The 25,958-nt window shown below is 62.9% G+C and carries 24 protein-coding genes and 1 riboswitch; of the genes, 14 read left to right on the top strand and 10 right to left on the bottom strand.

The annotated features are described in order from the left end of the window. The first annotated feature begins 62 nt into the window (after positions 1-62). A complete protein-coding gene (locus VWY60_RS19070) occupies positions 63-500 on the top strand; it encodes a 6,7-dimethyl-8-ribityllumazine synthase (protein ID WP_340547005.1) in 438 nt (145 codons plus the stop codon). A gap of 50 nt (positions 501-550) precedes the next feature. On the opposite strand, the gene VWY60_RS19065 is transcribed toward VWY60_RS19070, so the two are convergent. Genes VWY60_RS19065 through thiB form a run of 3 tightly spaced genes read right to left on the bottom strand, consistent with a single transcriptional unit; the run spans position 551 to position 3,739 of the window. Beyond that, a complete protein-coding gene (locus VWY60_RS19065; RefSeq protein ID WP_416534413.1) occupies positions 551-1,243 on the bottom strand; it encodes an ATP-binding cassette domain-containing protein in 693 nt (230 codons plus the stop codon). Continuing rightward, positions 1,230-2,786: a thiamine/thiamine pyrophosphate ABC transporter permease ThiP gene (locus VWY60_RS19060; protein ID WP_416541452.1), complete on the bottom strand. Its 1,557-nt coding sequence runs from the start codon at positions 2,784-2,786 to the stop codon at positions 1,230-1,232. Before VWY60_RS19060 ends, VWY60_RS19065 begins: the two co-directional genes overlap by 14 nt. Continuing rightward, positions 2,762-3,739: a thiamine ABC transporter substrate binding subunit gene (gene thiB / locus VWY60_RS19055; RefSeq protein WP_416534411.1), complete on the bottom strand. Its 978-nt coding sequence runs from the start codon at positions 3,737-3,739 to the stop codon at positions 2,762-2,764. The genes VWY60_RS19060 and thiB overlap by 25 nt, the downstream gene beginning before the upstream one ends. Positions 3,740-3,782: 43 nt before the next feature. Beyond that, positions 3,783-3,875: riboswitch (TPP riboswitch) on the bottom strand. Between the two features lie 280 nt (positions 3,876-4,155). Between thiB and aroC the strand changes: the two genes are divergently transcribed. Next, on the top strand, positions 4,156-5,262 hold the full coding sequence (gene aroC, locus VWY60_RS19050) for a chorismate synthase (protein WP_416541451.1): 1,107 nt from the start codon (positions 4,156-4,158) through the stop codon (positions 5,260-5,262). A gap of 54 nt (positions 5,263-5,316) precedes the next feature. Here the strand turns inward: aroC and VWY60_RS19045 are convergent, their stop codons facing one another. Continuing rightward, positions 5,317-6,819, bottom strand: coding sequence for a malonate--CoA ligase (locus VWY60_RS19045; RefSeq protein ID WP_416541450.1), 1,503 nt, complete (start codon positions 6,817-6,819; stop codon positions 5,317-5,319). A 116-nt stretch (positions 6,820-6,935) separates the two neighbouring features. Here VWY60_RS19045 and VWY60_RS19040 point away from each other — a divergent pair, with 116 nt between their 5' ends. Then, positions 6,936-7,871, top strand: coding sequence for a DMT family transporter (locus VWY60_RS19040; protein WP_340547011.1), 936 nt, complete (start codon positions 6,936-6,938; stop codon positions 7,869-7,871). A 9-nt stretch (positions 7,872-7,880) separates the two neighbouring features. Here VWY60_RS19040 and VWY60_RS19035 read toward each other — a convergent pair whose 3' ends face one another. Beyond that, positions 7,881-8,327 (bottom strand): MarR family winged helix-turn-helix transcriptional regulator, encoded by a 447-nt coding sequence (locus VWY60_RS19035; RefSeq protein ID WP_340547012.1) that lies wholly within the window; start codon positions 8,325-8,327, stop codon positions 7,881-7,883. 119 nt (positions 8,328-8,446) lie between these two features. Here VWY60_RS19035 and VWY60_RS19030 point away from each other — a divergent pair, with 119 nt between their 5' ends. Next, complete coding sequence (locus VWY60_RS19030) at positions 8,447-8,875, top strand: organic hydroperoxide resistance protein (protein WP_416541449.1); 429 nt, start codon at positions 8,447-8,449, stop codon at positions 8,873-8,875. Positions 8,876-8,982: 107 nt separating this feature from the next. Here VWY60_RS19030 and VWY60_RS19025 read toward each other — a convergent pair whose 3' ends face one another. Continuing rightward, positions 8,983-9,849, bottom strand: a complete 867-nt coding sequence (locus VWY60_RS19025) for a branched-chain amino acid aminotransferase (RefSeq protein ID WP_260102748.1) — start codon at positions 9,847-9,849, stop codon at positions 8,983-8,985. A 159-nt stretch (positions 9,850-10,008) separates the two neighbouring features. On the opposite strand from VWY60_RS19025, the gene VWY60_RS19020 reads away from it, so the two are divergent. From VWY60_RS19020 to dxs, 6 genes are all read left to right on the top strand, one after another. Further along, the gene (locus VWY60_RS19020) at positions 10,009-10,521 is read left to right on the top strand and encodes a MarR family winged helix-turn-helix transcriptional regulator (protein WP_260102749.1); all 513 of its coding nucleotides are present in this window, start codon (positions 10,009-10,011) and stop codon (positions 10,519-10,521) included. Further along, positions 10,518-11,219, top strand: coding sequence for a response regulator (locus VWY60_RS19015; protein WP_260102750.1), 702 nt, complete (start codon positions 10,518-10,520; stop codon positions 11,217-11,219). Before VWY60_RS19020 ends, VWY60_RS19015 begins: the two co-directional genes overlap by 4 nt. Before the next feature lie 79 nt (positions 11,220-11,298). Next, positions 11,299-12,225 (top strand): histone deacetylase family protein, encoded by a 927-nt coding sequence (locus VWY60_RS19010; RefSeq protein ID WP_416541448.1) that lies wholly within the window; start codon positions 11,299-11,301, stop codon positions 12,223-12,225. Further along, complete coding sequence (locus tag VWY60_RS19005; RefSeq protein ID WP_061050169.1) at positions 12,222-12,479, top strand: exodeoxyribonuclease VII small subunit; 258 nt, start codon at positions 12,222-12,224, stop codon at positions 12,477-12,479. Before VWY60_RS19010 ends, VWY60_RS19005 begins: the two co-directional genes overlap by 4 nt. Positions 12,480-12,482: 3 nt before the next feature. Further along, positions 12,483-13,367, top strand: coding sequence for a polyprenyl synthetase family protein (locus VWY60_RS19000; protein ID WP_340547015.1), 885 nt, complete (start codon positions 12,483-12,485; stop codon positions 13,365-13,367). Between the two features lie 59 nt (positions 13,368-13,426). Continuing rightward, a complete protein-coding gene (gene dxs / locus VWY60_RS18995) occupies positions 13,427-15,355 on the top strand; it encodes a 1-deoxy-D-xylulose-5-phosphate synthase (protein ID WP_416541447.1) in 1,929 nt (642 codons plus the stop codon). On the opposite strand, the gene VWY60_RS18990 is transcribed toward dxs, so the two are convergent. Beyond that, positions 15,352-16,239: an SDR family oxidoreductase gene (locus tag VWY60_RS18990; RefSeq protein ID WP_416537813.1), complete on the bottom strand. Its 888-nt coding sequence runs from the start codon at positions 16,237-16,239 to the stop codon at positions 15,352-15,354. The genes dxs and VWY60_RS18990 overlap by 4 nt on opposite strands. Before the next feature lie 73 nt (positions 16,240-16,312). Between VWY60_RS18990 and VWY60_RS18985 the strand changes: the two genes are divergently transcribed. Further along, positions 16,313-16,948 carry a class I SAM-dependent DNA methyltransferase gene (locus VWY60_RS18985; RefSeq protein ID WP_416541446.1) on the top strand — a complete coding sequence of 212 codons (636 nt, stop codon included), beginning with the start codon at positions 16,313-16,315 and terminating at the stop codon, positions 16,946-16,948. Between the two features lie 171 nt (positions 16,949-17,119). Here the strand turns inward: VWY60_RS18985 and VWY60_RS18980 are convergent, their stop codons facing one another. From VWY60_RS18980 to VWY60_RS18970, 3 genes are all read right to left on the bottom strand, one after another. Continuing rightward, positions 17,120-17,905: a carnitinyl-CoA dehydratase gene (locus VWY60_RS18980; RefSeq protein ID WP_416541445.1), complete on the bottom strand. Its 786-nt coding sequence runs from the start codon at positions 17,903-17,905 to the stop codon at positions 17,120-17,122. Beyond that, positions 17,898-19,958 carry an acetate--CoA ligase family protein gene (locus tag VWY60_RS18975; protein ID WP_416541444.1) on the bottom strand — a complete coding sequence of 687 codons (2,061 nt, stop codon included), beginning with the start codon at positions 19,956-19,958 and terminating at the stop codon, positions 17,898-17,900. Before VWY60_RS18975 ends, VWY60_RS18980 begins: the two co-directional genes overlap by 8 nt. Positions 19,959-20,243: 285 nt before the next feature. Beyond that, positions 20,244-21,407: an acyl-CoA dehydrogenase family protein gene (locus VWY60_RS18970; protein WP_416541443.1), complete on the bottom strand. Its 1,164-nt coding sequence runs from the start codon at positions 21,405-21,407 to the stop codon at positions 20,244-20,246. Between the two features lie 89 nt (positions 21,408-21,496). Between VWY60_RS18970 and VWY60_RS18965 the strand changes: the two genes are divergently transcribed. The 3 genes from VWY60_RS18965 (at position 21,497) to VWY60_RS18955 (ending at position 25,948) form a co-directional block, all read left to right on the top strand. Beyond that, complete coding sequence (locus VWY60_RS18965; RefSeq protein ID WP_416541442.1) at positions 21,497-22,441, top strand: GlxA family transcriptional regulator; 945 nt, start codon at positions 21,497-21,499, stop codon at positions 22,439-22,441. 108 nt (positions 22,442-22,549) lie between these two features. Beyond that, positions 22,550-24,370 (top strand): adenine deaminase, encoded by a 1,821-nt coding sequence (gene ade / locus VWY60_RS18960; RefSeq protein ID WP_416541441.1) that lies wholly within the window; start codon positions 22,550-22,552, stop codon positions 24,368-24,370. A 96-nt stretch (positions 24,371-24,466) separates the two neighbouring features. Further along, complete coding sequence (locus VWY60_RS18955) at positions 24,467-25,948, top strand: AMP nucleosidase (protein ID WP_416541440.1); 1,482 nt, start codon at positions 24,467-24,469, stop codon at positions 25,946-25,948. The last annotated feature ends 10 nt before the right edge of the window (positions 25,949-25,958 follow it).

The following is a 25,958-nucleotide window of genomic DNA, read 5'->3' as shown; positions in this document are numbered from 1 at the left end:
CGTGTGCCCTCATCACTCGTGATCGCCTTGGGTGACGTGTCAAACCTATAGGAGATACCACAATGACACACACCCGCTTTGCCTTCATCAAGGCACATTGGCATTCCGATATCGTTGATCGCGCATTGGAGGGCTTTCAGCAGCTGATCCCGGCGGAGCAGATCGACGTGTTTGATGTGCCCGGCGCCTTTGAAATGCCGCTGCTGGCCAAGGATCTCGCCAAGACCGGAAAATACGACGCCATCGCCTGCGCCGCCTTTGTGGTGGATGGCGGCATCTACCGCCATGACTTCGTGGCACAGGCTGTGGTGGATGGCCTGATGCAGGCAGGCATGGAGACTGGCGTGCCCGTCCTGTCCGTCTCGCTGACGCCGCACCACTATCAGGAAACCGATCACCACAACGCCATCTACCGCGCCCATTTTGTCGACAAGGGACGCGAGGCCGCCAATGCTGCGCTGATGATCGTCAGAACCCGGCAGGAGGCGCTTGGCGCCTAAACGGGGCACGACGCAGCGCGGGTCGGGCCGCTACAGGCCCGGCCAAGCGATCACCCCAGATAGGCCTTCAGCGCCGGCGGCGGATTGTCCAGTAGCTCCGCCGTCGCCATCGGCGGATGCGCCACGCCATCCGCCACCAGTATCACCTGATCCGCAATCCGCCGCGCATCCGCCGGGTCATGGCTGACCATCAGAACCGTTGCCCCGGTCTCCTGAGCCAGCTCCGCCACCAGATCCAGCATCTCGGCCTTCAGCGCGGGCCCCAGCGCCGCAAACGGCTCGTCCAGCAGCAGCAGATCGCGGCCCTGCACCAGCACCCGTCCCAGCGCCACCCGGCTTTGCTGACCACCGGACAGGGCGGCGGGCTTGCGCTCTTCCATTCCGGCCAGTCCGACCCGGGCAATCGCTGCGCGCACCCTGTCCTGCTCTTCGCGGCTCAGCCGCAGGTTCGGGCGAATGCCCAGCGCGACATTCTGCGCCACGCTCAGATGCGGAAACAGATTGCCGTCCTGAAACAACATCGCAATCGGCCGTGCACCCGGTCTCACATCCGTCAAAGCGCGCCCCTGCCACGACAGCCCCCCTGAGATGATCGGCACAAAACCGGCAATCGCCTCGATCAGCGTTGTCTTGCCCGCGCCGGAGGGACCGATCACCGCCACCCGCTCACCCGCCGCAACCGACAGATCCGCACGCACGATAAAGCCGCCGTTATCCATTTTGCAGTGATCAAGTTTCAGCATGACGCCGACCTCCCCGGTCGCATATGTAAAACGCCCCCATCGACAGGCACAGCAGTAACAGCGCCCCGCCCGAGGCTGCCTCCATCCGGTAAGCTCCCATCAGGCGATAGACCTGCAAGGGCAGCGTTGCGGTTTCAGAATCGGCAAACAGCGCAATGACTCCGAGATCGCCCATCGACAGCGCGGCCGCCAGTCCCGCGGCAAAGCCAAGCTGAGGACGCAGCCGTGGCAACAGCACCCGGCGCAGGAACACCCCGCCGCGCATGTCCAAAGAGAGCGACAAACGGCCATAGCGCGCCAGGATCTCGCGCACTCTGGGGATCAGAATGCGCAGCGCAAACGGCAGCGCCATCAGCGCATTGACCAATGCCGTGACCGGCAGCGCCAGCGCAAAGGGATCGGCAACCGGGTAGATCAGAATAAACAGCCCGGTGCCGATCACCAGCGGTGACACCGCCAGACCAAGCAGCCCGGCAACCTCCACCGCCGCCCCCCGGCCCAGCGCCACGGCAATTGCCATCGGCAGGGCGATCAGCAGCAGAACCAGCGTACTCAGCCCGGCAATCAACGCCGACGTCGCCGCCGCCATCCAGACCGACGCCCCCATCGACAGAAGCCCCGGCAGCCCCGCGATGACGATGGCGCTCAGCGGCAACACCAGGAACAGCGCCGCCCCCGACAGATAGATCGCATCCAGCCCCCGCGCCCAGCGCCCCTCGCCATCCCAGCGCCGCACGGGCCGGTCCAGCCCGGCTCCGAATCCTTCGCCGCTGGCAACGCGCAGCGCCACCAGCGCCGCCGCCCCGGTCAGCAGCAGCTGAACACCCGACAGCATCGCCGCCCGCCCCAGATCGAAATCGAAGCGGAACGCCTGATAAATCGCCAGTTCGATGGTGGTGGCACGTGGTCCGCCCCCCAGCGTCAGCGCCACCGCAAAGCTGGAAAGGCAGATCGCAAAGACCACCGCCAGCGCACCGGGCACCACCTGCCGCAGCATCGGTGCCTCCAGCAGCCGCCACATTGCCAATGGTCCGGCATTGAGCTGCGCCGCAAGGCGAAAGCGCTCCGCCGGGATTTCCTGCCAGCCTTGCAGGATCAGCCGTGTCGCCAGCGGCAGATTGAAAAACACATGAGCCAGCACAACGCCGTGCAAACCATAGATCTGCAGCGGTCCAAGCCCGAAAACCCCCAGCAGATCGCTCAACCAGCCCGACCGGCCAAACACCGCCAGAATGCCAAGGATAGCAACAATCACCGGCAGGATGAACGGCGCCCCCATCAGGGCGATCAGCAGCCGCCGCCCGCGAAACCGTCGCCGCGCCAGCGCGCGCGCCACCGGCACCGCCAGCGTCACGCTCACAACCGCCGACAGAACCGCCTGCCAGATGGTAAAGCGGATCGCGGCCCAATCGGCGACCCCAAGACCGCGCCCGACCTCGGCCCGCAGGATAACAGCGGCCAAGGCCCCAAGGATGAACGTCGCGACCAGGGCCGCGACGCCCAGACCCCAGCGGGATCTCAGCGGCTGAGCGCGGTCAGCCATTCTTCCAGCGCCGCATCACGCAGCGCCGCCGCTTCCTCTGCACCCAGCAACAGCGATTTCTCCGGCGCAACGAGGGTCTCAAACCCTTGCGGCAGGCCAGCTGTCGGCGTCACCGCCGGATACATCCAGTTGGTGGTCGGAATGATTGACTGGAACGCATCGCTGACCATGAAGGCCAGGAACTGATCCGCCAGTTCCGGCTGGTCGCTGGCCGCCAGCTTGCCGGCAACCTCAACCTGCATGTAGTGACCTTCATCGAAGACCGCCGCCGCCTTGCTGGCGTCATCCTCGGCGATCAGGTGATAGGCCGGCGAGGTGGTATAGGAGAGCACCATATCCGCCTCGCCCTCCAGGAACAGCCCATAGGCCTCCGACCAGCCCTTGGTCACGGTCAGCACATTGTCGGCCAGCCCCTCCCAGACCTCGGGGGCCTTGTCGCCATAGGCAGCCTTCACCCACATCAAGAGGCCAAGGCCGGGGGTGGAGGAACGCGGATCCTGAATCACGATCTTCAGATCGCTCTCAGCCAGCTCGGTAAAACTCTTCGGTGCCGTGGCATCCGCATTATGCACAAAGGCAAAATACCCCCAGTCATAGGGCGCAAAGGTTGTGTCTTCCCACTCGAACGGCAGTGCATAATCGGCGCTGATGCTGTGCTCGGCAAAAAGACCGGTCGCCTTCGCCGCTGCGGTCAGATTGGTGTCGAGCCCCAGCACCACATCCGCATCGGACCGCGCCCCTTCCAGCTTCACCCGTGCGAGCAGCGCCGCGCCGTCACCTGCGCCGACCAGTTTCAGGTCACAGCCGCAGGTCGCCTCAAAGGCTTTCTCCACCGCCGGCCCGGGCCCCCAGTCAGAGACAAAGCTGTCGTAGGTGTAGACAATAAGTTCAGGCGTTTCGGCATAGGCTGCCGTTGCGCCCAGCAGTCCCGCTGCAAGTACAAGATGTTTCATGGCATCCTCCAATGCGGCCTCCAATGCGACGTGGGGCAAGGGTGGAGCCATTCCATACCTTCCCTCCGCCGGTTCTAGCCGGTTCAGGTTCTACGGGTGTGATCTCAGCGTCGATGACGCACCCCGAGGTGGCGCGCACCCTAGGGGCCGGACAGCTGAAAGACAAGCGATAGCGGGCCCACACCCCTCACTAGAATGACAGCAAGGCTGACCAATTGTTTCGCACGCGAAACATTGGGGGAGTCTGGCTGTCCTTTCTGCAAGGTTAACCCACCCCATCTTCTGGCTGGAAATATCCCGGGGGAGCCGCCCTATGGGCGGCGGGGGCAGCGCCCCCGCCCTGCGCTGCGAAACAGGAAACCCCTTGAGGGTGCCGCCCACCCCCGCTAAGCACTTTCGCAAAGGAGACCGCGCCCATGTCGATCAACAGCTTTGGCCATCTGTTCCGCGTCACCACCTGGGGCGAAAGCCACGGACCCGCTCTGGGTGCGACGGTTGACGGCTGCCCCCCCAATGTCCCGGTTGACGCCGGGATGCTGCAGCAGTGGCTCGACAAACGCCGCCCCGGTCAGAACAAGAACATGACCCAGCGCAACGAACCCGATGCGGTGAAAATCCTCTCCGGTGTGTTCGAGGGCAAATCGACAGGCACACCGATCCAGCTGATGATCGAAAACACCGATCAGCGCTCCAAGGACTATGGCGATATCGCCCAGACCTTCCGCCCGGGCCATGCCGACATCACCTATTTTCAGAAATACGGCAACCGCGACTATCGCGGCGGTGGCCGGTCTTCAGCCCGCGAAACGGCGGCCCGCGTGGCCGCTGGCGGTGTTGCTCGGGAGGCGATCAAATCGCTGGTGCCAGGGCTGGAGATCAAAGGCTACATGACCCGCATGGGCGAGATGGAGATCGACCGCAGCCGGTTCGACTGGGACGCCATCGACCAGAATGACTTCTGGATCCCAGATGCGGGCGCAGTGCAGGACTGGGAAGACTACCTTCAGGGGCTGCGCAAGGAACACGATTCAGTTGGCGCGGTGATTGAGGTTGTCGCCCGTGGCGTACCCGCAGGCATTGGCGCGCCGATCTATGGCAAGCTGGACACCGATCTGGCCGCCGCAATGATGTCGATCAACGCTGTCAAAGCCGTCGAGATCGGCGAAGGCATGAACGCCGCGCGTCTGAAAGGCTCGGAAAACGCCGATGAGATCTTCCTCGGCAATGATGGTCAGCCGATCTATTCGTCGAACCATTCCGGCGGCATTCTGGGCGGGATTTCCACCGGGCAGGATGTTGTCGTCCGGTTTGCGGTGAAACCCACGTCATCAATCCTTACGCCGCGCCAGTCGATCCGCAAGGATGGCAGCGCCGCCGAAGTCATCACCAAGGGCCGTCACGATCCCTGCGTCGGCATCCGTGCGGTGCCGGTGGCGGAGGCGATGATGGCCTGTGTGATCCTCGATCACCTGCTGCTGCATCGCGGTCAGGTGGGGGAAAACCAGGGCCGCATCGGTGGCTGATCCTGTTTCCGTCTCGCCGCCAAGATCAGACGCGAGACGGGGGTGACGGCCAAATCAGGTGAAAAGCCCGGCAAAGCGCTCGCGCAGCGCTTTCTTCTGTACCTTGCCCATCGTGTTGCGCGGCAGCTCCTGCATCAGCGCGACATGTTTGGGCTGTTTGAACTTTGCCAGCTGCCCGGACAAAGCCGCCTGAATGGCCGCAGCATCGGTGCCTTCCTCTGTCGGGACCACCACCGCCACCACGGCCTCGCCGAAATCGGGATGCGGCACGCCGATCACCGCACTTTCCAACACCCCCGGCAGATCGTCGATCAGGGTCTCAACCTCCTTTGGGTAGACGTTGAAGCCACCGGAGATCACCAGATCCTTTTCCCGGCCGACGATGGTGACATAGCCGCTGTCGTCAATCTTCGCGAGATCTCCGGTGATGAACCAGCCATCCGGGCGCAGTTCCTCGGCAGTTTTCTCCGGCATCTGCCAGTAACCCTGGAACACATTCGGACCGCGCACTTCCAGCACGCCGATTTCGCCCTGCGGCAGCTCTTGTCCCTCCAGCATCACCCGCGCCTCCACCCCCGGCAGCGGTTGGCCGACGGTGCCTGCGATGCGTGCGCCATCATAGGGGTTTGAGGTGCTCATATTGGTTTCCGTCATCCCATAGCGTTCCAGAATGCGATGACCTGTGCGCGCCTCCCACTGTTCGTGGGTCTCCACCAGGAGCGGCGCCGAGCCGGAAATGAACAGGCGCATATTGGCCGCCAGATCTGGGGTCAGCTGCGCCTGCGCCAACAGCCGCGTGTAGAAGGTCGGCACCCCCATCAGCGCGGTCGATGTCGGCAGAGCTGCAAGAATGGCCTCGGCATCGAACCGGGGCAGAAACACCACCTGGGCCCCCGCCAGAAGCGCCACATTGGTCGCCACGAACAGCCCGTGCGTGTGGAATATCGGCAGCGCATGAATCAGCACATCCTCAGCGGTGAAGCGCCAGTGATCCCGCAGGGTCAGTGAATTGGAATACAGGTTTTCATGGCTAAGCATCGCCCCCTTTGACCGGCCCGTGGTGCCGGACGTGTAGAGGATCGCCGCCAGATCCGATGGGATCCGCGCCACCGGATCGAACCCGGCCTGCCCCGCTGCCAGCTCCATAAGGCTGCCCTGCCCATCGCCATCCAGCGTCAGCACGGCTGCCTCGCCCGCGACCGCGCGCAAACTCTCACGCCGCGCCGGATCGCAGACAAAGACGCGCGGCGTTGCATCACCGATGAAATAGGTCACCTCCGCATCGGTATAGGCAGGGTTAAGCGGCAGAAACACCGCCCCGGCCATCACCGTGCCCAGATACAGCTCAATCGCGGCAAGGGATTTCTCCACCTGCGCCGCGACACGATCCCCCGGCTGGACTCCACGTGAAACAAGCGCCGCCGCCATACGCTCAGCCCCGGCGAAGAGATCCCCATAGCGCAGCGGATCGGCACCGGGACGGGTGGCGAATACGGCATCCTCGCGACCAAGAGAGGCGGCGCGCAGACGGTGGATCAGGGGATTTGCGTCATACATTCAGGGGCTCCTTGCGGCGGTGCGGTTGGGTTTCATGACCCTGCGCGACCTTGGACAAAGCCGGGTGGTAAAATCAACCCGTTGCACTTTTTGATCCGCAGGCGCAGGGTCTGCGCATGGTGACATCCTTAACATCGCATCAACCGGGCCGTGCCATTGCGCTGAAACTGGCGGCCATTGCCCTGTTCACCGGGCTGTCGGCGATCATCAAGGCAACATCCGATGTGGTGCCCGCTGGTGAGGCGGTGTTCTTCCGATCGTTTTTTGCCATTCCGGTGATCTTGATCTGGCTGACCCTGCGCGGCCAGCTGCCGCGTGGTTTGAAAACATCGCGGCCCGGAGGGCATTTCCTGCGTGGCATCCTGGGAACGACGGCGATGGGGATGACCTTCATGGGGCTGGGGATGCTGCCACTGCCCGAAGTCACCGCGATTGGTTATGCAACGCCGATCTTCACGCTGATTCTGGCCGCACTTCTGCTTGGGGAGCGGATCCGGCTGATCCGGATCAGCGCGGTGATCATCGGTCTGATCGGTGTTCTGGTGATGCTCTGGCCGCGACTGGGGGGCGGAGATCTGGGCGATACCGCGACCCTGGGGGCCATCCTGATCCTGATCGCGACGGTGGCGCGCGGGCTGGTACAGATCCATATCCGCCGTATGGTGATGACGGAACACACGGCCGCCATCGTGTTCTACTTCTCGCTGACCGCCTCGATCCTGTCGCTATGCACGCTGCCCTTTGGCTGGGTCTGGCCTGACCCCGTTACGCTGGCGCTGCTGATCGGCGCCGGGCTGGTTGGCGGGGTGGCGCAGATTCTGGTCACCTCCTCGTATCGGTTTGCCCCGGCGTCTATGCTGGCGCCCTACGATTATTCCTCCATGCTGTTTGCCATTCTGCTGGGCTATATCTGGTTCAATGAGCTGCCGACGCTGGTGATGCTGATCGGTGCCGGGCTGGTGATCGCGGGCAATGTGCTGGTGATTTGGCGCGAGAGCCGTCTGGGCTTGGAACGCGGCAAGGCGCGGTCGGTTACCGATCCCAAGGGTTGAGGCTGGCGGCTAGTCCGCCTCCAGACGGGCGCGCAACCCGTTGATGCGGTCCCGCAGGTCCAGCAGATCCTGCAGGTCGCCCCCCAGTTCCTTCAGGATACAGGAGGTGATCTCGCCTGCGTTATCCGCCAGATCCCGCCCCCGCGCTGTAAGCTGCACCAGACGGCTGCGATCATCCTCGGGGTTGGCCACACGTGCCAGCAGCCCCGCAGCCTCCATCCGCTTCAACAGTGGTGTCAGCGTATTGGTTTCCAGGTCCAGCTGCTGGCCCAACGCGCCGACGGTCTGTCCATCGGTGTGATAAAGCGAGATCAACACCAGATACTGAGGATAGGTCAGCCCCAGCGGCGCCAGCAACGGGCGATAGAGCCGAGTCAGCGCGTGGTTTGCCGAATAAATCGCAAAGCACAGGAGATCCGGCGTATCTGGTATGGGGGATGTTGGCGTATTGGTCATGGGTGCAATTTAAATCGTGCACGATCCTTCTTCAAGGACTTGACCTTTGCGCCGGAGGATCCATTTATATCGCACACGATGTAATTTACTTCGACAGTGACACAGGAAAGGATCCCATCATGAGTGTTTCTCCCGTCTACACAGCCGCAGCAACCGCAACCGGTGGCCGCGATGGCAAAGCCAGCATCCACGACAGCGACCTCAGCTTTGAACTGGATCCGCCCAAGGAAATGGGTGGCGGCGGCAAGGGCAGCAACCCCGAGCAGCTGTTCGCTGCCGGCTATGCGGCCTGCTACATCGGCGCGATGAAATTCGCGACCACTCAGGACGACAGCCTCGCCAAGGTACCGAATGACGTGTCGGTCCACGCCGAGGTCGGCATTGGCCCGCGCGACGAAGGCGGCTTTGGTCTCACCGTTGCACTGAAGGTGGCCCTGCCCGGCCTCTCCCCCGAGGAGGCAAAGGCGGTGACCGAGGCAGGCCACAAGATCTGCCCCTACTCCAACGCGGTGCGCGGCAATGTGACCGTCACCACCGAGCTGGTCTGATCCCGGCACCATGCCCACGGCCCCCAAAGGGGGCTGATACGGAAAAAGCGCGGGGTTTTCCCCGCGCTTTTGCATTGTAACAGCGATCTGGCGTTCCGGGCGCAGGGTCAGCTGCGCACCAGCTCCTCATAGGCTTTGGCGATCTCACGTGTCATCTCGCCCACCTCGAAGCTGTGCGGACCGATCTGGCCAACCGGGGTGACTTCGGCGGCGGTGCCGGTCAGCCAGCACTGTTCGAACCCGTCCAGTTCCTCCGGCATGATGTGGCGCTCATGCACGGTGATACCGCGATCCTTCAGCATACCGATTACGGTCTGTCGGGTGATGCCGTTCAGGAAACAGTCAGGTTTCGGCGTATGCACTTCGCCATCCTTCACGAAGAAGATATTGGCGCCGGTCGCCTCCGCCACATAGCCACGGTAATCCATGAACAACGCATCCGAGCAGCCCTTGGCCTCGGCCTTGTGCTTGGAGATGGTGCAGATCATGTAGAGACCTGCCGCCTTGGCGTGGACCGGGATGGTTTCCGGGCTTGGTCGTTTCCATTCCGCGATATCCAGTTTGGCGCCCTGCATCTTGGCATCGCCATAATAGGCGCCCCAGCCCCAAACCGCGATGGCCATGCGCACCGGGTTCTTTGCCGAAGCGACACCCATGTCTTCGCCCGAGCCGCGCCAGACAACGGCCCGCACATAGGCATCCTGCAATCCGCTGGCTTTCAGGGTTTCCTGCTTCGCGGCTTCGATCTGATCCACGGTATAGGGCATCGGCATATCCAGCGCTTCTGCGCTGGCGACCAGACGCTCCGAATGCTCGCGGCTCTTGAAGATCTTGCCATTGTAGGCGCGCTCACCCTCGAAGACGGAGGAGGCATAATGCATCGCGTGGCTGAGGATATGGACCTTGGCATCGCGCCAGTCGACCATTTCCCCGTCCATCCAGATCAAACCGTCCCGATCATCATAACCCGCCATGGCGCACCTCCTAATGCCTCGCCCAATTTCCAGAAGTTGCGCATTATATGACCGGTTCGGACATAATGTTGCGCTAAACCTGCGATTCGATACATCTTCAGACTTGGAATGTCAACAACGCTGACTTAAAATGGCCTCAACACAACAGGGGAGAGACCCATGGCAGAAGGGCGACCGGGGCAGGGATTTGGCGGCGAAAGCCTGCTGTTTCTGACGGATGAGCAGTTGCGGCAAGGCATTGAGGCGATGTTCTTTGCCTATCGCGGATTTACCGCAGACCCGGATCGTATTCTGGCTGAGATGGCCTATGGTCGGGCACATCACCGGGCGATCCATTTTATCAATCGAGCACCGGGCACGACGGTCAATAATCTGCTGAGCATTCTGGGGGTGACCAAACAGTCGCTGAACCGGGTGCTGCGGGCCCTGATCGGTGATGGTCTGGTGGAAAGCCGGGTCGGGGTCACCGACAAGCGCGAGCGGCATCTGTTTCTGACCGACAAGGGGCGTGCGCTGGAGGCCAAGCTTTCGGATGCGCAGCGCGCCCGGATGCGCACCGCCTACAAGGATGCCGGCCCGGAAGCGGTGCAGGGCTTCAAGCGCGTGCTGGAAGCGATGATGGACGCCGACATGCGGCGCGCCTATGCCAAGCTGCGGGAGAGTGGCACATGACCCGGTTCGATTCCCATTTGCTGATTGTCGATGATGATGAGCGCATTCGCGGCCTGCTGAAGAAGTTCCTGATGCGCGCCGGGTTTCTGGTCACCGCCGCCCGCGATGCCGCTCATGCGCGGCGGGTATTGTCGGGGCTGGATTTCGACCTGATCGTCCTTGATGTGATGATGCCGGGCGAGGATGGGGTCTCGCTCACCCGGTCGCTGCGCGAAACCCTGAGTACCCCGATCCTGCTGCTGACCGCCAAGGGCGAAACGGATGACCGGATCGAGGGGCTGGAAGCTGGCGCGGATGACTATCTGTCCAAACCGTTCGAGCCAAAAGAACTGTTGTTGCGGATCAATGCAATCCTGCGGCGGATGCCTGAGCCCACGGCCCAGGATGCCGCGCCCAAAGTGCTGCATCTGGGACCGATCCGCTATGATATTGAGCGCGGCGAGATGTGGCAGGGTGAGGAGTTGATCCGACTGACCGGCACCGAAAACCAGCTGATGAAGATCTTCTCCGCCTGTCCGGGCGAGCCGGTGAGCCGCACCAAACTGGTCGAGGATCTGGGCCGCGACCGTGGTCAGGCGCAGGAACGCGCCGTGGATGTGCAGATCACCCGGCTGCGGCGCAAGATCGAGCCCAACCCGAAGCAGCCGCAATATCTGCAGACGGTGCGCGGCGCAGGATATATGCTGGCACCGGATTAGGCCCAGAGTTCCGGAGCCGCTGCGCGGCGATTTCATGCCTCCGGCGGGGATATTTCCGGCCAGAAGAAAAGGACGCGCCATGGCGACCGCTTTGTTAACCCACGCAGATTGCCTGCTGCATGTGACGCCCGAGGGCCATCCCGAGCGGGTGGCGAGGCTGGAGCATGTGCTGCATGCGCTGGCGGGGCTGGACCTGCACAGGGTCACCGCGCCGATGGCGGCGGAAGACGATATCCTGCGCATTCACCCAAAGAGCTATCTGGAGGAGCTGCGCCGCAGCCTGCCGCAGGAGGGATTTGGTCGCATTGATGGCGATACATTCCTGTCGCCCGGATCGCTGGATGCCGCCTTTCGCGCGGCGGGGGCAGCTGTACGCGCGGTCGATATGGTCCTGACGGGCGAGGTTCAGAACGCCTTTGCCGCGGTGCGCCCGCCCGGCCACCATGCCGAGACAGAGACCGCGATGGGGTTCTGCTTCTTTGGCAATGCCGCACTGGCGGCCAAACATGCGCTGGATCACCATGGGCTGGCGCGTGTGGCGGTGGTGGATTTCGACGTGCATCACGGCAATGGCACGCAGGATTTGTTGTGGGACGAGCCGCGGGCGCTGTTCATCTCAAGCCAGCAGATGCCGCTCTGGCCGGGATCCGGTCGCCCCGAGGAAGACGGCGCGCACGGCCAGATCCTGAACCTGCCGCTGCCACCCGGATCAGGGGGCGTGCACATGAGGTCGGCCTATGTCGATCAGGTGTTTCCGCGGCTGCGGACCTTCAAGCCGGAGCTGATCGTCATCTCCGCCGGCTTTGACGCGCATCAGGATGATCCGCTGGCCGAACTCAATTGGAGCACCGAGGATTTCCGCTGGCTCAGCCGCGAACTCTGCGCGCTGGCGGCGGAGATCTGCGCGGGGCGTATCGTCTCGACTTTGGAAGGTGGATATGATCTGAACGCGCTGGCCGCAGCGGCCAAAGCCCATGTGGAAGAATTGATAGAGGCAGGCAGATGACCGACACCACCAGTCCAGAAACACCCGTTGACGAGCTGAGTTTTGAGCAGGCGATGCGCGCGCTTGAAACCGTGGTGGATCAGCTGGAGCGCGGCGATGTGGCGCTGGATGCGTCCATTGCGCTTTATGAGCGCGGTGCCGCGCTGAAGAAGCGCTGCGAGGACGAGCTGAAGCGGGCCGAGGAAAAGGTGGCGGCAATCACGCTAGATGCCGCGGGCACGCCGACCGGGACCCAGCCGCTGGATGCCGGCTGAGTCATGAGCGCCGCCGCAGACACGCAGAGCCGGCCCTTTGCTCAGGCGCTGAAAGAAGCCCAGACCCGGATCACCGCCCATATGGAGGCCCGGCTGGGCGGCAATGATCCGCTGCATGCGGCCATGCGCTATGCCATCACCGGCGGCAAGATGCTGCGCGGGTTTCTGGTTCTGGAAAGCGCGCGCCTGCATGGGGTTGCCGAACAGGCCGCGCTTGAAGCGGCGCTGGCGATCGAATGTATTCACGCCTATTCGCTGGTGCATGACGATCTGCCCTGCATGGATGACGATGATCTGCGCCGGGGCCAGCCCACCGTTCACAGGAAATGGGATGAGGCGATGGCGGTTCTGGCCGGGGACAGTTTACAGACATTTGCGTTTGAGCTGCTTGCCGATCCCAAGATCGGACCCCATGCGCTGACCCTGATCCGCGGGCTGGCGCAATCCTCCGGCAAGGATGGTATGGTCTCCGGTCAGATGCTGGATATCGCTGCTGAAACCGCTGCGCGGCCGCTGGATCTGGATCAGATCACCCAGTTGCAGAACCGCAAGACCGGCTGCCTGATTGCCTGGTCCGCGACCGCTGGCGCGGTCATGGCCGGGGCGGATGACAGCCCGCTGCGACGCTATGCCGATGCGCTTGGCCTTGCTTTTCAGATTGCCGATGACATTTTGGATGTGGAAGGCGATGCTGCCAAGGTGGGCAAGGCCGTGCGCAAGGATGCGGAAGCGGGCAAGGCCACGTTTGTGTCTCTTCTGGGGCTGGACGCGGCGAAGGATCGCGCCAGAACCCTGATGGAACAGGCCTGTGAGGCGCTGACCCCCTATGGTCATGCCGCCGAAACCTTGAAGGAAACCGCGCGCTTCGTTATCTCGCGCGATAGCTGAGCCGCAAGAGACCGCGCCTCGTCAGAGCCAAACGCCCGCCAAACGCTCAAGGAGCTGCCATGTCAGACCGGCCCCAGACCCCTCTTCTGGATCAGATCACCCGCCCGGCGGATCTGAAATCCTTGAGCGATGCACAGCTGACGCAGGTCGCACAGGAACTGCGGCAGGAAACCATTTCCGCCGTTTCCGTCACCGGTGGCCATCTGGGCGCAGGTCTGGGTGTTGTCGAGCTGACTACCGCGCTTCATGCGGTGTTTGACACGCCCCGCGACAAGATCATCTGGGACGTCTCGCACCAGTGCTATCCGCATAAAATCCTGACTGGTCGCCGCGACCGCATTCGCACATTGCGGATGAAGGACGGGCTGAGCGGTTTCACCAAACGTTCGGAATCACCCTTTGATCCCTTTGGCGCGGCCCATAGCTCCACCTCGATCAGCGCCGCGCTTGGTTTTGCCGTGGCACGGGATCTGGGCGGTGTCATTCCCGAAGGCAGCGGCGATGCAATTGCCGTCATCGGCGATGGGTCGATGTCGGCCGGCATGGCGTTTGAGGCGATGAACAACGCAGGCCATCTGGGCAAGCGGCTGATTGTCATTCTGAACGACAATGAAATGTCGATTGCGCCGCCGGTTGGCGCGCTGTCGTCCTATCTGTCGCGCCTATATGCCGAAGAACCCTTTCAGGAACTGAAAGCGGTGGCAAAGGGGGCCGCATCCCTGCTGCCTGAACCGTTCCGCGAGGGCGCCAAGCGCGCCAAGGATATGCTGAAAGGCATGGCGGTGGGCGGCACCTTGTTTGAAAGCCTGGGCTTTTCTTACCTTGGGCCGATTGATGGTCACGATATGGACCAGCTGTTGCCGGTCCTGCGCACCGTGAAGGCGCGCGCCACCGGTCCGATCCTGATCCATGTGCTGACGAAGAAGGGCAAAGGTTATGCCCCGGCGGAACGCGCCCGCGACAAGGGCCACGCCACCGCAAAATTCGACTTGGTGACCGGCGAACAGAAGAAAGCGCCCTCCAACGCGCCCTCCTATACCTCGGTCTTTGGCAAGGAGCTGGTGCGGCTGGCGGCTGAGGATGACAAGATCTGCGCCGTCACGGCGGCGATGCCCGATGGCACCGGATTGAGCCTGATGGCCGAACGCTACCCTTCGCGCTGCTTTGACGTCGGCATAGCCGAGCAGCACGGCGTGACCTTTGCCGCCGCGCTGGCCGCCGGCGGGATGAAGCCCTTCTGTGCGATGTATTCCACGTTTTTGCAGCGCGGTTATGATCAGGTGGTGCATGACGTGGCGATCCAGCGCCTGCCCGTACGCTTTGCCATCGACCGCGCCGGTCTGGTCGGTGCGGACGGGGCGACCCATGCGGGCAGTTTCGACATTGCCTATATGGCCAACCTGCCGGGCATGGTGGTGATGGCCGCCGCTGATGAGGCCGAGCTGGCCCATATGACAGCCACCGCTGCCGCCTATGATGACGGCCCGATTGCCTTCCGCTACCCCCGGGGTGAGGGCGAAGGTGTTGATATGCCCGAGGTGCCGGAGGTGCTGGAGATCGGCAAAGGCCGGATGATCCAGGCGGGCAAACGCGTGGCGATCCTGTCCTTTGGCACCCGGCTGGGTGAGGTGAAAAAGGCCGCCGAGGCGCTTGCCGCCAGAGGCATCACCCCGACAATTGCGGATGCACGTTTTGCCAAGCCGCTGGACCGCGACATGATCCTGCAGCTGGCCGCTGATCACGAGGCGCTGATCACCATCGAAGAAGGCGCAGTGGGCGGTTTCGGCTCCCATGTGGCGCAGCTTCTGGCGGAGGAAGGCGTCTTTGACAGCGGGCTGAAATTCCGCTCCATGGTGTTGCCCGACACCTTCATCGACCAGGCCAGCCCGGCGGATATGTACAATGTCGCCGCCATGAACGCGCCACAGATCGAAGCCAAGGTTCTGGACGTGTTGGGCGTGGCGACGATTGGAGAGAAGCGGGCCTAAACCCCCGTCGTTTCCTGCGGCGGGACGAAGGTCTCGAGGTCCTCGGCGGCGCGGACCGCGCGCAGGCCCTCTCGATAGGTGGGGTAAAGCAGCTCTACCCCCAGATCATCCTTGATACGCTGGTTTCTAACGCGCTTGTTCTCGCCGTAGAAACTGCGCGCCATCGGGGTCATACCGGCCTCATCGAAGGGGACTTCGGCAGGGATCGGCAGGCCCAGCAGCTCGGCGGCAAAGCCCAGCACATCCTGTGGCGGGGCTGGATCATCATCACAGAGGTTGTAGATCGCACCGGGATCAGGCTGTGCGATGGAAGCGGCGATAACCTGTGCGATATCGTCCACATGGATGCGCGAGAACACCTGACCGGGTTTCACGATACGGCGCGCCTTTCCGGCCATCAGCTTGGCAAAGGGGCCGCGTCCGGGGCCGTAGATCCCAGCGAGGCGAAAGATATGAAGCGGCAGATCGGGGATGGCCTGCCAGCCTGTCTCGGCCGCGGCACGCCAGCGGCCACGCTGGCTGGAAGGGGTTACAGGCGTCTTCTCATCCACCCAGGCACCGTCATGGTCGCCGTAGACAGCAGTGGTGGAGAGATACCCCACCCATTCCAGGGTATCGCCCTGCGCCGCCTCTGCCAGAGCACCGGCCAGTTCGTTCAGCACAGGATCGCCGTCAGTGGTCGGCCCGATGGACGACAGGATATGCGTCACCCCATCCAGCGAGAGGGGGGCACCGGGCCAGGTGATCAGTTCAACGCCTGCAAGAGGTTCCGCATCCTCGGCGGATCGGGTGGTGCCTATGACCCGCCAACCGGCCCGAAGCAGCTGCGGGACCAATGCGCGGGCGGAATAGCCAAGGCCAAGACAGAGAAGCGTTTTTGTCATGTGCCATAGATGCGCGCGAGCCTGTGCGGGTGCAAGACTTGATTCAAGCGTCAAAACCGCATTTCCTGTGGCCATGGCGCAAAAACAGATCACGCTGGCCGCCGCCTACGGGCTGGAGACGCCGCAGCACTCCCGGCAGCTCTATGCCGATTGGGCCGAGAGCTACGACAGCAGCTTTGCCGCAGGATCGGATTACATCCTGCCGGATCAGGTGGCCCGCCTGTTCGCTGCGGCCGACGGGCGCGGCCCTGTTCTGGATGTCGGCGCAGGAACCGGGCTCTGCGGCGTCGCGCTGGAGCGGCAGGGCATTGCTCCGATAGATGCGACCGATATCAGCCCTGAAATGCTGGCACAGGCACTGCGCAAGGATGTCTACCGCGATATCATCGAAGCGGATCTGACCACCGGCGTCCCGGTGCCACGCGGCACATATGCCGGTGTCGTCTCCTCTGGAACCTTCACCCACGGCCATGTCGGACCAGAGGTTCTGCCGGGTATCCTGCGCCTTGCCCGACCGAGGTCGGTGTTTGCGCTTGCCATCAATGCCCGTTTTTCCGCCCGCTGCGGCTTTGCTGCGGCTCTCAAACGTCTTGAGAAGGGCGGCTGGATCCGTGGGCTGACCCTGCCGGAGGTGGCCATCTACGGTCCCAAAGCCACCGGCGCCCACAGCACGGACAAGGCGCTGATTGCGGTGTTTACCAAGGTCTAGGAGCAGCCTGCATTGTGCAGCGCAGCGCCGAGGCTATGCAGGCTCCGATGCGACACAGCCATGCTGACCTTCGCTGTGGGCCGGGGCCCACACTTAATAGCGCCTACCGGGTCTAGGCTGCGCTGAGGTTAATCGCAGGACAACAGCGGGGTCATCTGCCGCATCGGCGCCTTATCTGCCCTTCCACACCGGATCGCGTTTCTCAGCAAAGGCGCGCGCGCCCTCCATCTGGTCCTCGCTGTCATAGAGAATATCAACGCTGCGCAGCTGGCGTTTGGTGATCCGGTTCATCGCATCCTGAAACTTCGCATCCTCGGCGTCGCGGACAATCTCCTTGATCGCGGCATAGACCAATGGCGGGCCGGAGGCGAGCAGCCGCGCCAGCTCCCAGGCCCGATCCATCAGCTGATCTGAAGTCAGGATTTCGTTCACCAGCCCCCAGCGGTGCGCCTCCTCGGCGTCAAACCAGCGTCCGGTCAGCAGGAGTTCCATGGCAATGTGATAGGGAATGCGCTTGGGCAGTTTGATTGATGCGGCATCGGCCACCGTGCCCGACCGGATCTCTGGCAGGGCAAATGTCGCGTGATCTGCGGCCAGAATCATATCCGCCGACAGCGCCAATTCCAGACCACCGCCACAGGCGATGCCATTCACCGCCGCAATCACCGGCTTGTTCATATCGCGCAGCTCCTGCAGGCCCCCAAAGCCGCCGACACCATAGTCGCCATCCACCGCATCTCCGTCGGCGGCGGCCTTCAGATCCCAGCCGGGGCAGAAGAATTTCTCGCCTCCCCCGGTCACAATTGCCACGCGCAGGTCGGGGTCATCGCGAAAATCCCGAAACACCTCGCCCATGGCCACGCTGGTTTTCAGATCAATGGCGTTGGCCTTTGGACGGTCCAGCGTGATCTCCAGAATGGCGCCATCGCGGCGGGTCCGAATGGGGGTGTCAGTCATCGGTGGTTTCCCTCTCTCGCAGCAGTGCATCCACTGCTATGGCATCGCTGGTCGTACAGATCAGCGGATTGATTTCAAGTTCTTCCAGCCTGTCCAGATGGGCAAGCACATAGCCTTCAACCGCGCGGATCGCGCGCAGAATTGCGGCACGATCCGCCGCAGGGCCGCCGCGATACCCGCCAAGCAGCGGGGCAATGCGCAGCTGATCCAGCGCCTCTTCCAGCATGTCCTCATGCACCGGCAGCAACATCGACAGGCTGTCCTGCAACACTTCGCTCAGCACCCCACCGGCACCCAGCGTCAGCACGAACCCATGGGCCGGATCCCTGATGACCCCCACCAGCAGCTCGGCCACGGTCCCGGTGATCATCTCCTCCAGCAGCAATTGTTCCGCGCCAATCTCCTGCGCCGCCTCCATGACCGCCTCAGGCGAGTGGAGGTCCAACCGCACTGCCCCGGCCTCGCTCTTATGCGCGAAACCTTCGCCCTTCAGCACCAGCGGAAACCCCACCCCAGACGCGATGTCATGCAGGCTCTCTGCCAGCGCATCACGGCTTAGCCTGTGGCTTCGGGGAACCCGCAGACCGGCCGCCGCAAGACGCTGTTTCGCGAGGCCTTCGGGGATCAAACTGGCGTCGCCATCCCCTGAGTCCGGACCTGGAAGGGCCAGGGGCAAATCAGATGGCACCGCGATACGACTGGCCGCCGCCGCCGCGCCCATGGCCTCTCGCAGGCCGCAGAGTGGCACCACGCCCGCCGCCAGAAGCCGCTGCGCGGTCTCTTCGGGCATCAGTTCTGGCAAACTGGCGACCATGGCCATTGGCGCACCGGTTTGCGCCCGCGTTGCTATTGCGGCCTCAACCGTGCAGGCCCAGTCTTCGGCCGAACACCGGTCTGCTCGTGGGAAATCCACGATGAGCATCACCATATCCAGATCAGGATGCACCATGGCGCTGAACGCCCGGGTCATCGCAGGCACATCCCGCCAGATATAGGTATGGTAGTCTAGAGGATTGGCCAGCGCGACCATCGGGCCCAGGGCTGCGCGCAGCGCCTGATGCTGGCCGTCGGACAACGGCGGAAAGACCACAGACTGCGCCTGCCCGAGATCGGCAGCAAGGCTCGCTTCACCCCCGGAGCAGCTGATCGTCGCAACCCGGCATCCGGCGCGCGGGCCAAGCACATGCAGAACCTTCAGCGCTTCCAGAAATACCGGCAAATCATCCACCCGTGCCACACCACAGCGACGCAACAGCGCATCGGCGCCGGCCTCCTGACCGGTAAGCGACGCCGTATGGGACAGCGTCGCCGCCTGCGCCTGATCCGAGCGTCCGACCTTCAGCGCCACGATCGGTTTTCCACAGGCGGCCGCCTGATGCGCCAGCGTTTCAAAGGCACGCAGGTCGCGGACACCTTCGATATGCAGGCCAATGGCGGTTACGCGCGGATCCTCCAGCAGGCCGCGCGCGATCTGTGCGATATCGCTTTGCGCCTGATTGCCAACGGTAACCACATAAGCAATCGGCAGCCCACGCGCCTGCATGGTTAGATTGATCGCGATATTGGAGCTCTGGGTGAGGATTGCCACGCCGCGCTCCACCGGCACGCCACCGTGCTGATCCGGCCATAGCAATACCTGATCCAGATAGTTGATGAACCCATAGCAGTTAGGGCCGAGGATGGGCATCTCTCCCGCCGCTTGCAAAAGATGGTTCTGCAGGTCGGCCCCATCACCGGCCTCCCTCTGGGCCTCGCGAAAACCGGAGGCAAAACAGACCGCCCCCCCAGCCCCCCGGCGAGAGAGCGCCGCCACCGCTTCGACGGTGGCGTGTCTGTTGACGCCGATAAAGCTGGCATCGGGCGCGGCGGGCAGATCATCCACCGATGCAAACGCAGTCAAGCCGCAGACCTCCGCAGCCTTCGGATGCACCGGCCAGATCTGGCCGGAAAACCCGATCTTCTGCAATTGTTCGATCACCTGACGACACCAGGCACCGCCACCGATCACCGCGATGGAAGAGGGCCGAAACAAAGTGCTGAAGTCACGTATCATTGCCACGGCTCCCGCCTGAACAGAGGCCCCGATGCCTTCGGCGAGGATATTTGGAGCCAGAAGATAGGTAGGGTTTCATTAACCAGAATCGACGAGCCTCGACAGGCGGTACAGGCGGGGACGCCGATGACCGCGCCAGGAGATGGCCCCCGGTTGCGGCAGCGCCCTTCCGGGGGCTTGACCCTTTCTGCATCTTCTGGCCTTAAATATCCTCGCCGAAGGCGAAAACTGACCCGCCCGCCCGACGCGTCCGGGTAGAGCCTGAGACCGTTCGCCGCCATGCTTTCAACCACCATGCGGACGCAACAGCTCCCGGCTGATAATGTGACGCTGGATTTCGCTGGTGCCTTCCCAGATGCGCTCCACCCGAGCATCCCGCCAGATGCGCTCCAGCGGCAGTTCATCCATCAGCCCCATACCGCCATGGATCTGGATCGCCTCATCCGCGACCATCGCCAGCATTTCAGTTGCTTTCAGCTTGGCCATCGACATGTCGGCCTCGGTCACGCTGCCCTGGTCGAATTTCCAAGCGGCTTCCCAGGTCAGCAGGTTGGCAGCCTTCAGCTCTGTTGCCATATCCGCAAGTTTGAAGGAAATGCCCTGAAACTTGCCAATCTGCTGGCCGAACTGGCGACGCTCTGCGGCGTAGGACACCGCGTGATCAAAGGCGCGCTCGGCCCGGCCCAGACAGGTCGCAGCCACCTGAAGACGGGTGGCGCCAAGCCAGGTGTTGGCGAGATCAAAACCCTTGTCGACCTCGCCCAGCACTGCGGTTTTTGGCAGGCGACAGTCGTCAAACTCCAGCACTGCATTGGTATAGCCGCGGTGGCTTACGTTGCGATAGCCGGCACGGACAGTGAACCCCGGCGTGCCCTTGTCGACGAAAAAGGCGGTGATCCGCTTTTTCGGGCCGCGCGCTGTGTCGTCTTCTCCCGTGGCCATGAAAACGATGGCAAAATCCGCGATATCCGCGTGGCTAATGAAATGCTTGGTCCCGTTCAGAACGAAGTCATCGCCGTCCGGGCGCGCTGTCGCGGTCATACCGCGCAGGTCAGAGCCAGCCCCCGGTTCGGTCATCGCAAGACAGTCCCATTTTTCACCGCGAATGCAGGGGTAGAGGTATCTCTCTTTCTGCTCCGGCGTGCCGGCCAGAAGGATATTCGAGGGGCGTGCGACGCAGGTCCAGTGCAGGGCGTAATTGGCGCGGCCCAGCTCCTTTTCATAGAGCAGCCAGGTCAGCGTATCGAGGCCGGCACCCCCCGCCTCTTCGGGCATGTTGGCGGCGTATAGCCCGGCCTCTATCGCCTTGGCCTGGATGTCGCGGACCCGTTCCATCGGCAGATGGCCACTGCGTTCGACCTCCAGCTCGTGAGGATAGAGCTCCCTGGTGACAAAGGCGCGCGTGGTTTCCACGATCATCGCCTGCTCTTCAGACAGACCAAATTGCATGTCTTGCTCCCCCGTGATGGGATCCCTGTTGACGTTGACCTGACCCTAGGGCTGGATACGGTCAGTATCGTGCAGCATCGGACATTTTCGTGCCAAACTGGAAGAAACCACACGCTGCAACGCAGCAGATCGACCTATTGCTGTTCGATCAGTTCTCTGGCCATTGCCTTGCCAATACGGTGGAGCCGCTGCGGGCCGCCAACACGTTTGCAGGCCGACCGCTGTACTCCTGGCGGTTCGTGACGCTTGATGGCAATACCGCGATGTCATCGGCGGCGATGGAGGTCAGCGCGCAGGCGCCGCTGAGCAAAGCTGAGGGCGATATGCTGATCGCCATGCCGAGCTACCGCTATCTGCGCCATGCAACCGAAGCCACATCGCGCGGGTTGCGGGCGGCGCAGCGGCGCTATGGCGTATTGGCGGGATTCGATACCGGTGCCTGGCTGCTGGCTGAGGCCGGGCTTCTGGATGGCTACCGCGCCACCATCCACAGCGCGGAGATCGGCGCCTTTGCCGAGGCGTTTCCGACCGTTCAGGCCGAGATGCACCGGTTTCTGTGGGACCGGGACCGGCTGACATGCTCAGGCGCGATGGCGGCATTTGACGGGATCCTCGACATGATCGCGCGACAGCACGGGCAGGCCCTGCGACTGGATGTTGCCACCCTGTTCCTGAGCGGCGAGCCAGGGGGGACCGGGACATCCAGACCCGTGCGCAGCGCCTCTGTCGGGCGTGCAATTGCGGTGATGGAGGCCAATCTGGAAACCCCGCTCCCGCTGGGCGAAGTCGCGCGACGGGTTGGGCGGAGCCTGCGAGATCTGGCACGTCGCACGCAGGGTGAATTGGGCACAACGCCGCAGACGCTATATCGGCATCTGCGATTGAAACAGGCAAGACGGCTTGTGTTAGAGACGGATTTCAGCATCTCGGAGATCGCCCTGCGCTGCGGCTATGAGAACCCCAGCGCGTTGACCCGCGCCTTTCGCAGCGTCTTTGCCACAACGCCAAGAGACCTGCGCCGCACCCGGAGATAGCAGCCGCAACGCAGGCTGGTGGTTTTCTTGATTTGCAAAAAGCAGCTATTGTTTGCGCTAGCGCGCAAGGGGTCTTGCGCTTGCGCGGGTTATCAGAACAATTGGGCCATGACAGATATCGCATTCCCAAGCTGGCCCGATGTAGCCCCCCAATTGATTGAAGTTGCGGCAGGTCGCCGCCCTGCGGACACGGTGATCCGCCAGGGGGTCTGGGTCAATGTTCACACCCGCGAACAACTGCCCGATCATGACATCGCCATCGTGGCCGGGCGCATCGCCTATGTCGGCCCCGATGCCAGCTATTGCACCGGCCCCGACACCGAGGTGATCGAGGCCAACGGGCGCTATATGATCCCCGGCCTCTGTGATGCGCATATGCATATCGAAAGCGGGATGCTGACCCCCGCAGAATTCGCCCGTGCGGTGATCCCACATGGTACCACCTCGATGTTCACCGACCCGCATGAGATCGCCAATGTGCTGGGTCTGGAAGGCGTGCGCCTGATGCATGACGAGGCGCTGATGCAGCCGGTCAATATCTTTACCCAGATGCCGAGCTGCGCGCCCTCAGCGCCCGGGCTGGAAACCACCGGATATGAGATTTCGCCCGAGGATGTGGCCGAGGCGATGAGCTGGCCAGGCATCATCGGGCTGGGCGAGATGATGAATTTTCCCGGTGTGGCAGCGGGCGATCCCAAGATGCTGGCAGAGATCGCCGCAACCCAGCGCGCGGGCAAGACCGTTGGCGGGCATTATGCCTCGCCCGATCTGGGGCCGGATTTCGCAGCCTATGTGGCCGGCGGTCCGGCGGATGATCACGAAGGCACCTGCGAGGCGGACGCGATTGCCCGGATGCGACAGGGGATGCGCGCGATGGTGCGGCTCGGCTCGGCCTGGTATGACGTTGAGGCGCAGATCACCGCGATCACCGAAAAGGGGCTGGATCCGCGCAACTTCATTCTCTGCACCGACGATTGCCACTCCGGCACGCTGGTCAATGACGGCCATATGAACCGGGTGGTGCGCCACGCGATTGAATGCGGCTGTGACCCTTTGATTGCCTTGCAGATGGCCACGATCAACACCGCGACGCATTTCGGGCTGGAGCGTGACATCGGCTCTATCACCCCGGGTCGGCGCGCGGATGTGATCCTGACCTCCGATCTGAAGACCCTGCCGGTCGAGCTGGTGATTGCCCGTGGCGAGATCGTAGCCAAGGATGGCGAGATCACCGTGGATTGCCCGCATCTGGACTGGCCCGAAACCGCGCGTGACACGGTGCATCTGGGCCATCAGCTGGGTGCTGAGGATTTTGAGATCGTCGCGCCTGAGGGCGCAAATGTGATCACCGCCAATGTCATCGGTGTGGTTGAGAACCAGGCCCCGACCAAAGCGCTACAGGCAGAGCTGCCGGTACAGGACGGGCTGGTCGAGGCCACATTGGCCGAGGCGGGCGACATCTGCCAGATTGCATTGGTGGAACGCCACCGGGCGACGGGTGGCGTCACAAACGCCTTTGTCTCCGGCTTTGGCTACAGCGGCAAGATGGCGATGGCCTCCACCGTGGCGCATGACAGCCACCATATGATCGTGGTCGGCACTGACCGCGCGCAGATGGCGCTGGCGGCCAATCGTCTGGCCGAGGTGGGCGGCGGCATCACCATCTTCCGCGAAGGACAGGAGCTGGCTCTGGTTGAGCTGCCCATCGCCGGGCTGATGTCCGACAGCCCCGCGACGGAGGTTGCCGCCAAGGCGCAGAAGATGGTCGAGGCGATGGAGACCTGCGGCTGCAAGCTCAACAACGCCTATATGCAGCATTCCCTGCTGGCGCTGGTGGTGATCCCCGAATTGCGAATTTCCGATCTGGGGCTGGTGGATGTGCGCAGCTTCGAGAAGATACCAGTGATCGCAAGCGCCGGGCCGTCCTGACCCCCGGCGCGTGTCGGCCGGCCCCCGTGTCCTTTCCAGAGCCACCCCGTCATCCGATGGCAGAGTGCCCCCGTTTTTCAGTGATCGAGCATAATCATGACAACAGTTAAGATCCCGCAGCTTCCGGCAGCAGAAGAGTTTACAGATGCCGCGGCGGCCGTTGCCCGGTTGGAGCAGCTGTACCGTGAGGCGACGCAGTTTCTATGCGCCGAGTTTTCGCGCATCCTGGCCGATGGTCCCTCCGTCGGCAGCACCGGGACCACCCCGCGTATCCGCGCATTCTACCCTGAGATCCGCTTTACCACGTCGTCTTTTGCACAGGTCGACAGCCGGCTGAGCTATGGGCATGTGTCGGCCCCCGGCACCTATGCAACCACTGTGACCCGCCCGGATCTGTTCCGGCATTACCTGACCCAGCAAATCGGCCTGCTGATCCGCAACCACGGACAGCCGGTGACCATCGCTGTCTCAGATACGCCAATCCCGGTGCATTTTGCCGTGGCGGCCGATCCCAGCCTGACGGTCCCACAGGAAGGCGCTGCCGGTTTCACGCTGCGCGATGTCTTTGACGTGCCGGACCTGGCCACCACCAATGACGACATTGTAAACGGCACCTATCAGTCGCCGGACAATATTGGTCCGCTGTCGCTCTTTACCGCGCAGCGCATTGATTATTCGCTGGCCCGGCTGTCGCATTACACGGCGACCGACCCGCAGCATTTTCAAAATCACGTGCTGTTCACCAACTACCAGTTCTATGTCGCCGAATTCGAAGCCTACGCCCGGGCGCAGCTGGCGAATCCGGCCTCTGGCTACAGCAGCTTTGTCAGCACCGGCGATCATGAAATCACCAGCGCGGACGCGGAGATCCCGCCGATTGCGAAGCTGCCGCAGATGCCGACCTATCACCTGAAACGGCAGGATGGCTCGGGCATCACGCTGGTCAATATCGGCGTCGGCCCGTCGAACGCCAAGACCGCCACCGACCATATCGCGGTATTGCGCCCGCACGCCTGGCTGATGGTCGGTCACTGTGCCGGGCTGCGCAACACTCAGACGCTGGGCGATTTTGTGCTGGGGCACGGCTATCTGCGCGAGGATCACGTTCTGGACGACGATCTGCCGATCTGGACCCCGATTCCGGCACTGGCGGAAATCCAGGTCGCGCTTGAGGATGCGGTGGCCGAGGTGACGGAGCTGGAAGGCTACGACCTGAAGCGGATCATGCGGACCGGCACCGTTGCCACCATCGACAACCGCAATTGGGAACTGCGCGATCAATCCGGCCCCGTGCAGAGGCTGTCGCAATCCCGTGCCATCGCGCTGGATATGGAAAGCGCCACCATCGCCGCCAATGGCTATCGTTTCCGGGTGCCCTATGGAACGCTGCTCTGTGTGTCGGACAAGCCGCTGCATGGCGAACTGAAGCTACCGGGGATGGCATCTGAGTTTTATCACACCCAGGTTGCCCGCCATTTGCAGATCGGGATAAAGGCGATGGAGCAGTTGCGTGGCATGCCATTGGAACGTTTGCACAGCCGAAAACTGCGTTCCTTTGACGAAACAGCCTTTCTCTGAGGGTGATTTT

It is taken from the genome of Phaeobacter sp. JH20_26, from assembly GCF_048056275.1.
Classification (GTDB): Bacteria; Pseudomonadota; Alphaproteobacteria; order Rhodobacterales; family Rhodobacteraceae; genus Phaeobacter; species Phaeobacter bryozoorum.
This window is presented reverse-complemented; position numbering and strand designations above follow the sequence as displayed.

Excerpts from the sequence above, each read along its gene's own strand:
- VWY60_RS19005 (WP_061050169.1), top strand. The coding sequence starts at position 12,222 with ATGACCGACACCACCAGTCCAGAAACACCCGTTGACGAGCTGAGTTTT.
- VWY60_RS19015 (WP_260102750.1), top strand. The coding sequence starts at position 10,518 with ATGACCCGGTTCGATTCCCATTTGCTGATTGTCGATGATGATGAGCGC.
- VWY60_RS19035 (WP_340547012.1), bottom strand. The coding sequence starts at position 8,327 with ATGACCAATACGCCAACATCCCCCATACCAGATACGCCGGATCTCCTG.
- VWY60_RS19020 (WP_260102749.1), top strand. The coding sequence starts at position 10,009 with ATGGCAGAAGGGCGACCGGGGCAGGGATTTGGCGGCGAAAGCCTGCTG.
- dxs (WP_416541447.1), top strand. The coding sequence starts at position 13,427 with ATGTCAGACCGGCCCCAGACCCCTCTTCTGGATCAGATCACCCGCCCG.
- VWY60_RS18985 (WP_416541446.1), top strand. The coding sequence starts at position 16,313 with ATGGCGCAAAAACAGATCACGCTGGCCGCCGCCTACGGGCTGGAGACG.
- VWY60_RS18975 (WP_416541444.1), bottom strand. The coding sequence starts at position 19,958 with ATGATACGTGACTTCAGCACTTTGTTTCGGCCCTCTTCCATCGCGGTG.
- ade (WP_416541441.1), top strand. The coding sequence starts at position 22,550 with ATGACAGATATCGCATTCCCAAGCTGGCCCGATGTAGCCCCCCAATTG.
- VWY60_RS19030 (WP_416541449.1), top strand. The coding sequence starts at position 8,447 with ATGAGTGTTTCTCCCGTCTACACAGCCGCAGCAACCGCAACCGGTGGC.
- VWY60_RS19000 (WP_340547015.1), top strand. The coding sequence starts at position 12,483 with ATGAGCGCCGCCGCAGACACGCAGAGCCGGCCCTTTGCTCAGGCGCTG.
- VWY60_RS19070 (WP_340547005.1), top strand. The coding sequence starts at position 63 with ATGACACACACCCGCTTTGCCTTCATCAAGGCACATTGGCATTCCGAT.
- VWY60_RS19025 (WP_260102748.1), bottom strand. The coding sequence starts at position 9,849 with ATGGCGGGTTATGATGATCGGGACGGTTTGATCTGGATGGACGGGGAA.
- VWY60_RS19060 (WP_416541452.1), bottom strand. The coding sequence starts at position 2,786 with ATGGCTGACCGCGCTCAGCCGCTGAGATCCCGCTGGGGTCTGGGCGTC.
- VWY60_RS18955 (WP_416541440.1), top strand. The coding sequence starts at position 24,467 with ATGACAACAGTTAAGATCCCGCAGCTTCCGGCAGCAGAAGAGTTTACA.
- thiB (WP_416534411.1), bottom strand. The coding sequence starts at position 3,739 with ATGAAACATCTTGTACTTGCAGCGGGACTGCTGGGCGCAACGGCAGCC.
- VWY60_RS19010 (WP_416541448.1), top strand. The coding sequence starts at position 11,299 with ATGGCGACCGCTTTGTTAACCCACGCAGATTGCCTGCTGCATGTGACG.
- VWY60_RS19040 (WP_340547011.1), top strand. The coding sequence starts at position 6,936 with ATGGTGACATCCTTAACATCGCATCAACCGGGCCGTGCCATTGCGCTG.
- VWY60_RS19065 (WP_416534413.1), bottom strand. The coding sequence starts at position 1,243 with ATGCTGAAACTTGATCACTGCAAAATGGATAACGGCGGCTTTATCGTG.
- VWY60_RS19045 (WP_416541450.1), bottom strand. The coding sequence starts at position 6,819 with ATGTATGACGCAAATCCCCTGATCCACCGTCTGCGCGCCGCCTCTCTT.
- VWY60_RS18980 (WP_416541445.1), bottom strand. The coding sequence starts at position 17,905 with ATGACTGACACCCCCATTCGGACCCGCCGCGATGGCGCCATTCTGGAG.
- aroC (WP_416541451.1), top strand. The coding sequence starts at position 4,156 with ATGTCGATCAACAGCTTTGGCCATCTGTTCCGCGTCACCACCTGGGGC.
- VWY60_RS18990 (WP_416537813.1), bottom strand. The coding sequence starts at position 16,239 with ATGACAAAAACGCTTCTCTGTCTTGGCCTTGGCTATTCCGCCCGCGCA.
- VWY60_RS18970 (WP_416541443.1), bottom strand. The coding sequence starts at position 21,407 with ATGCAATTTGGTCTGTCTGAAGAGCAGGCGATGATCGTGGAAACCACG.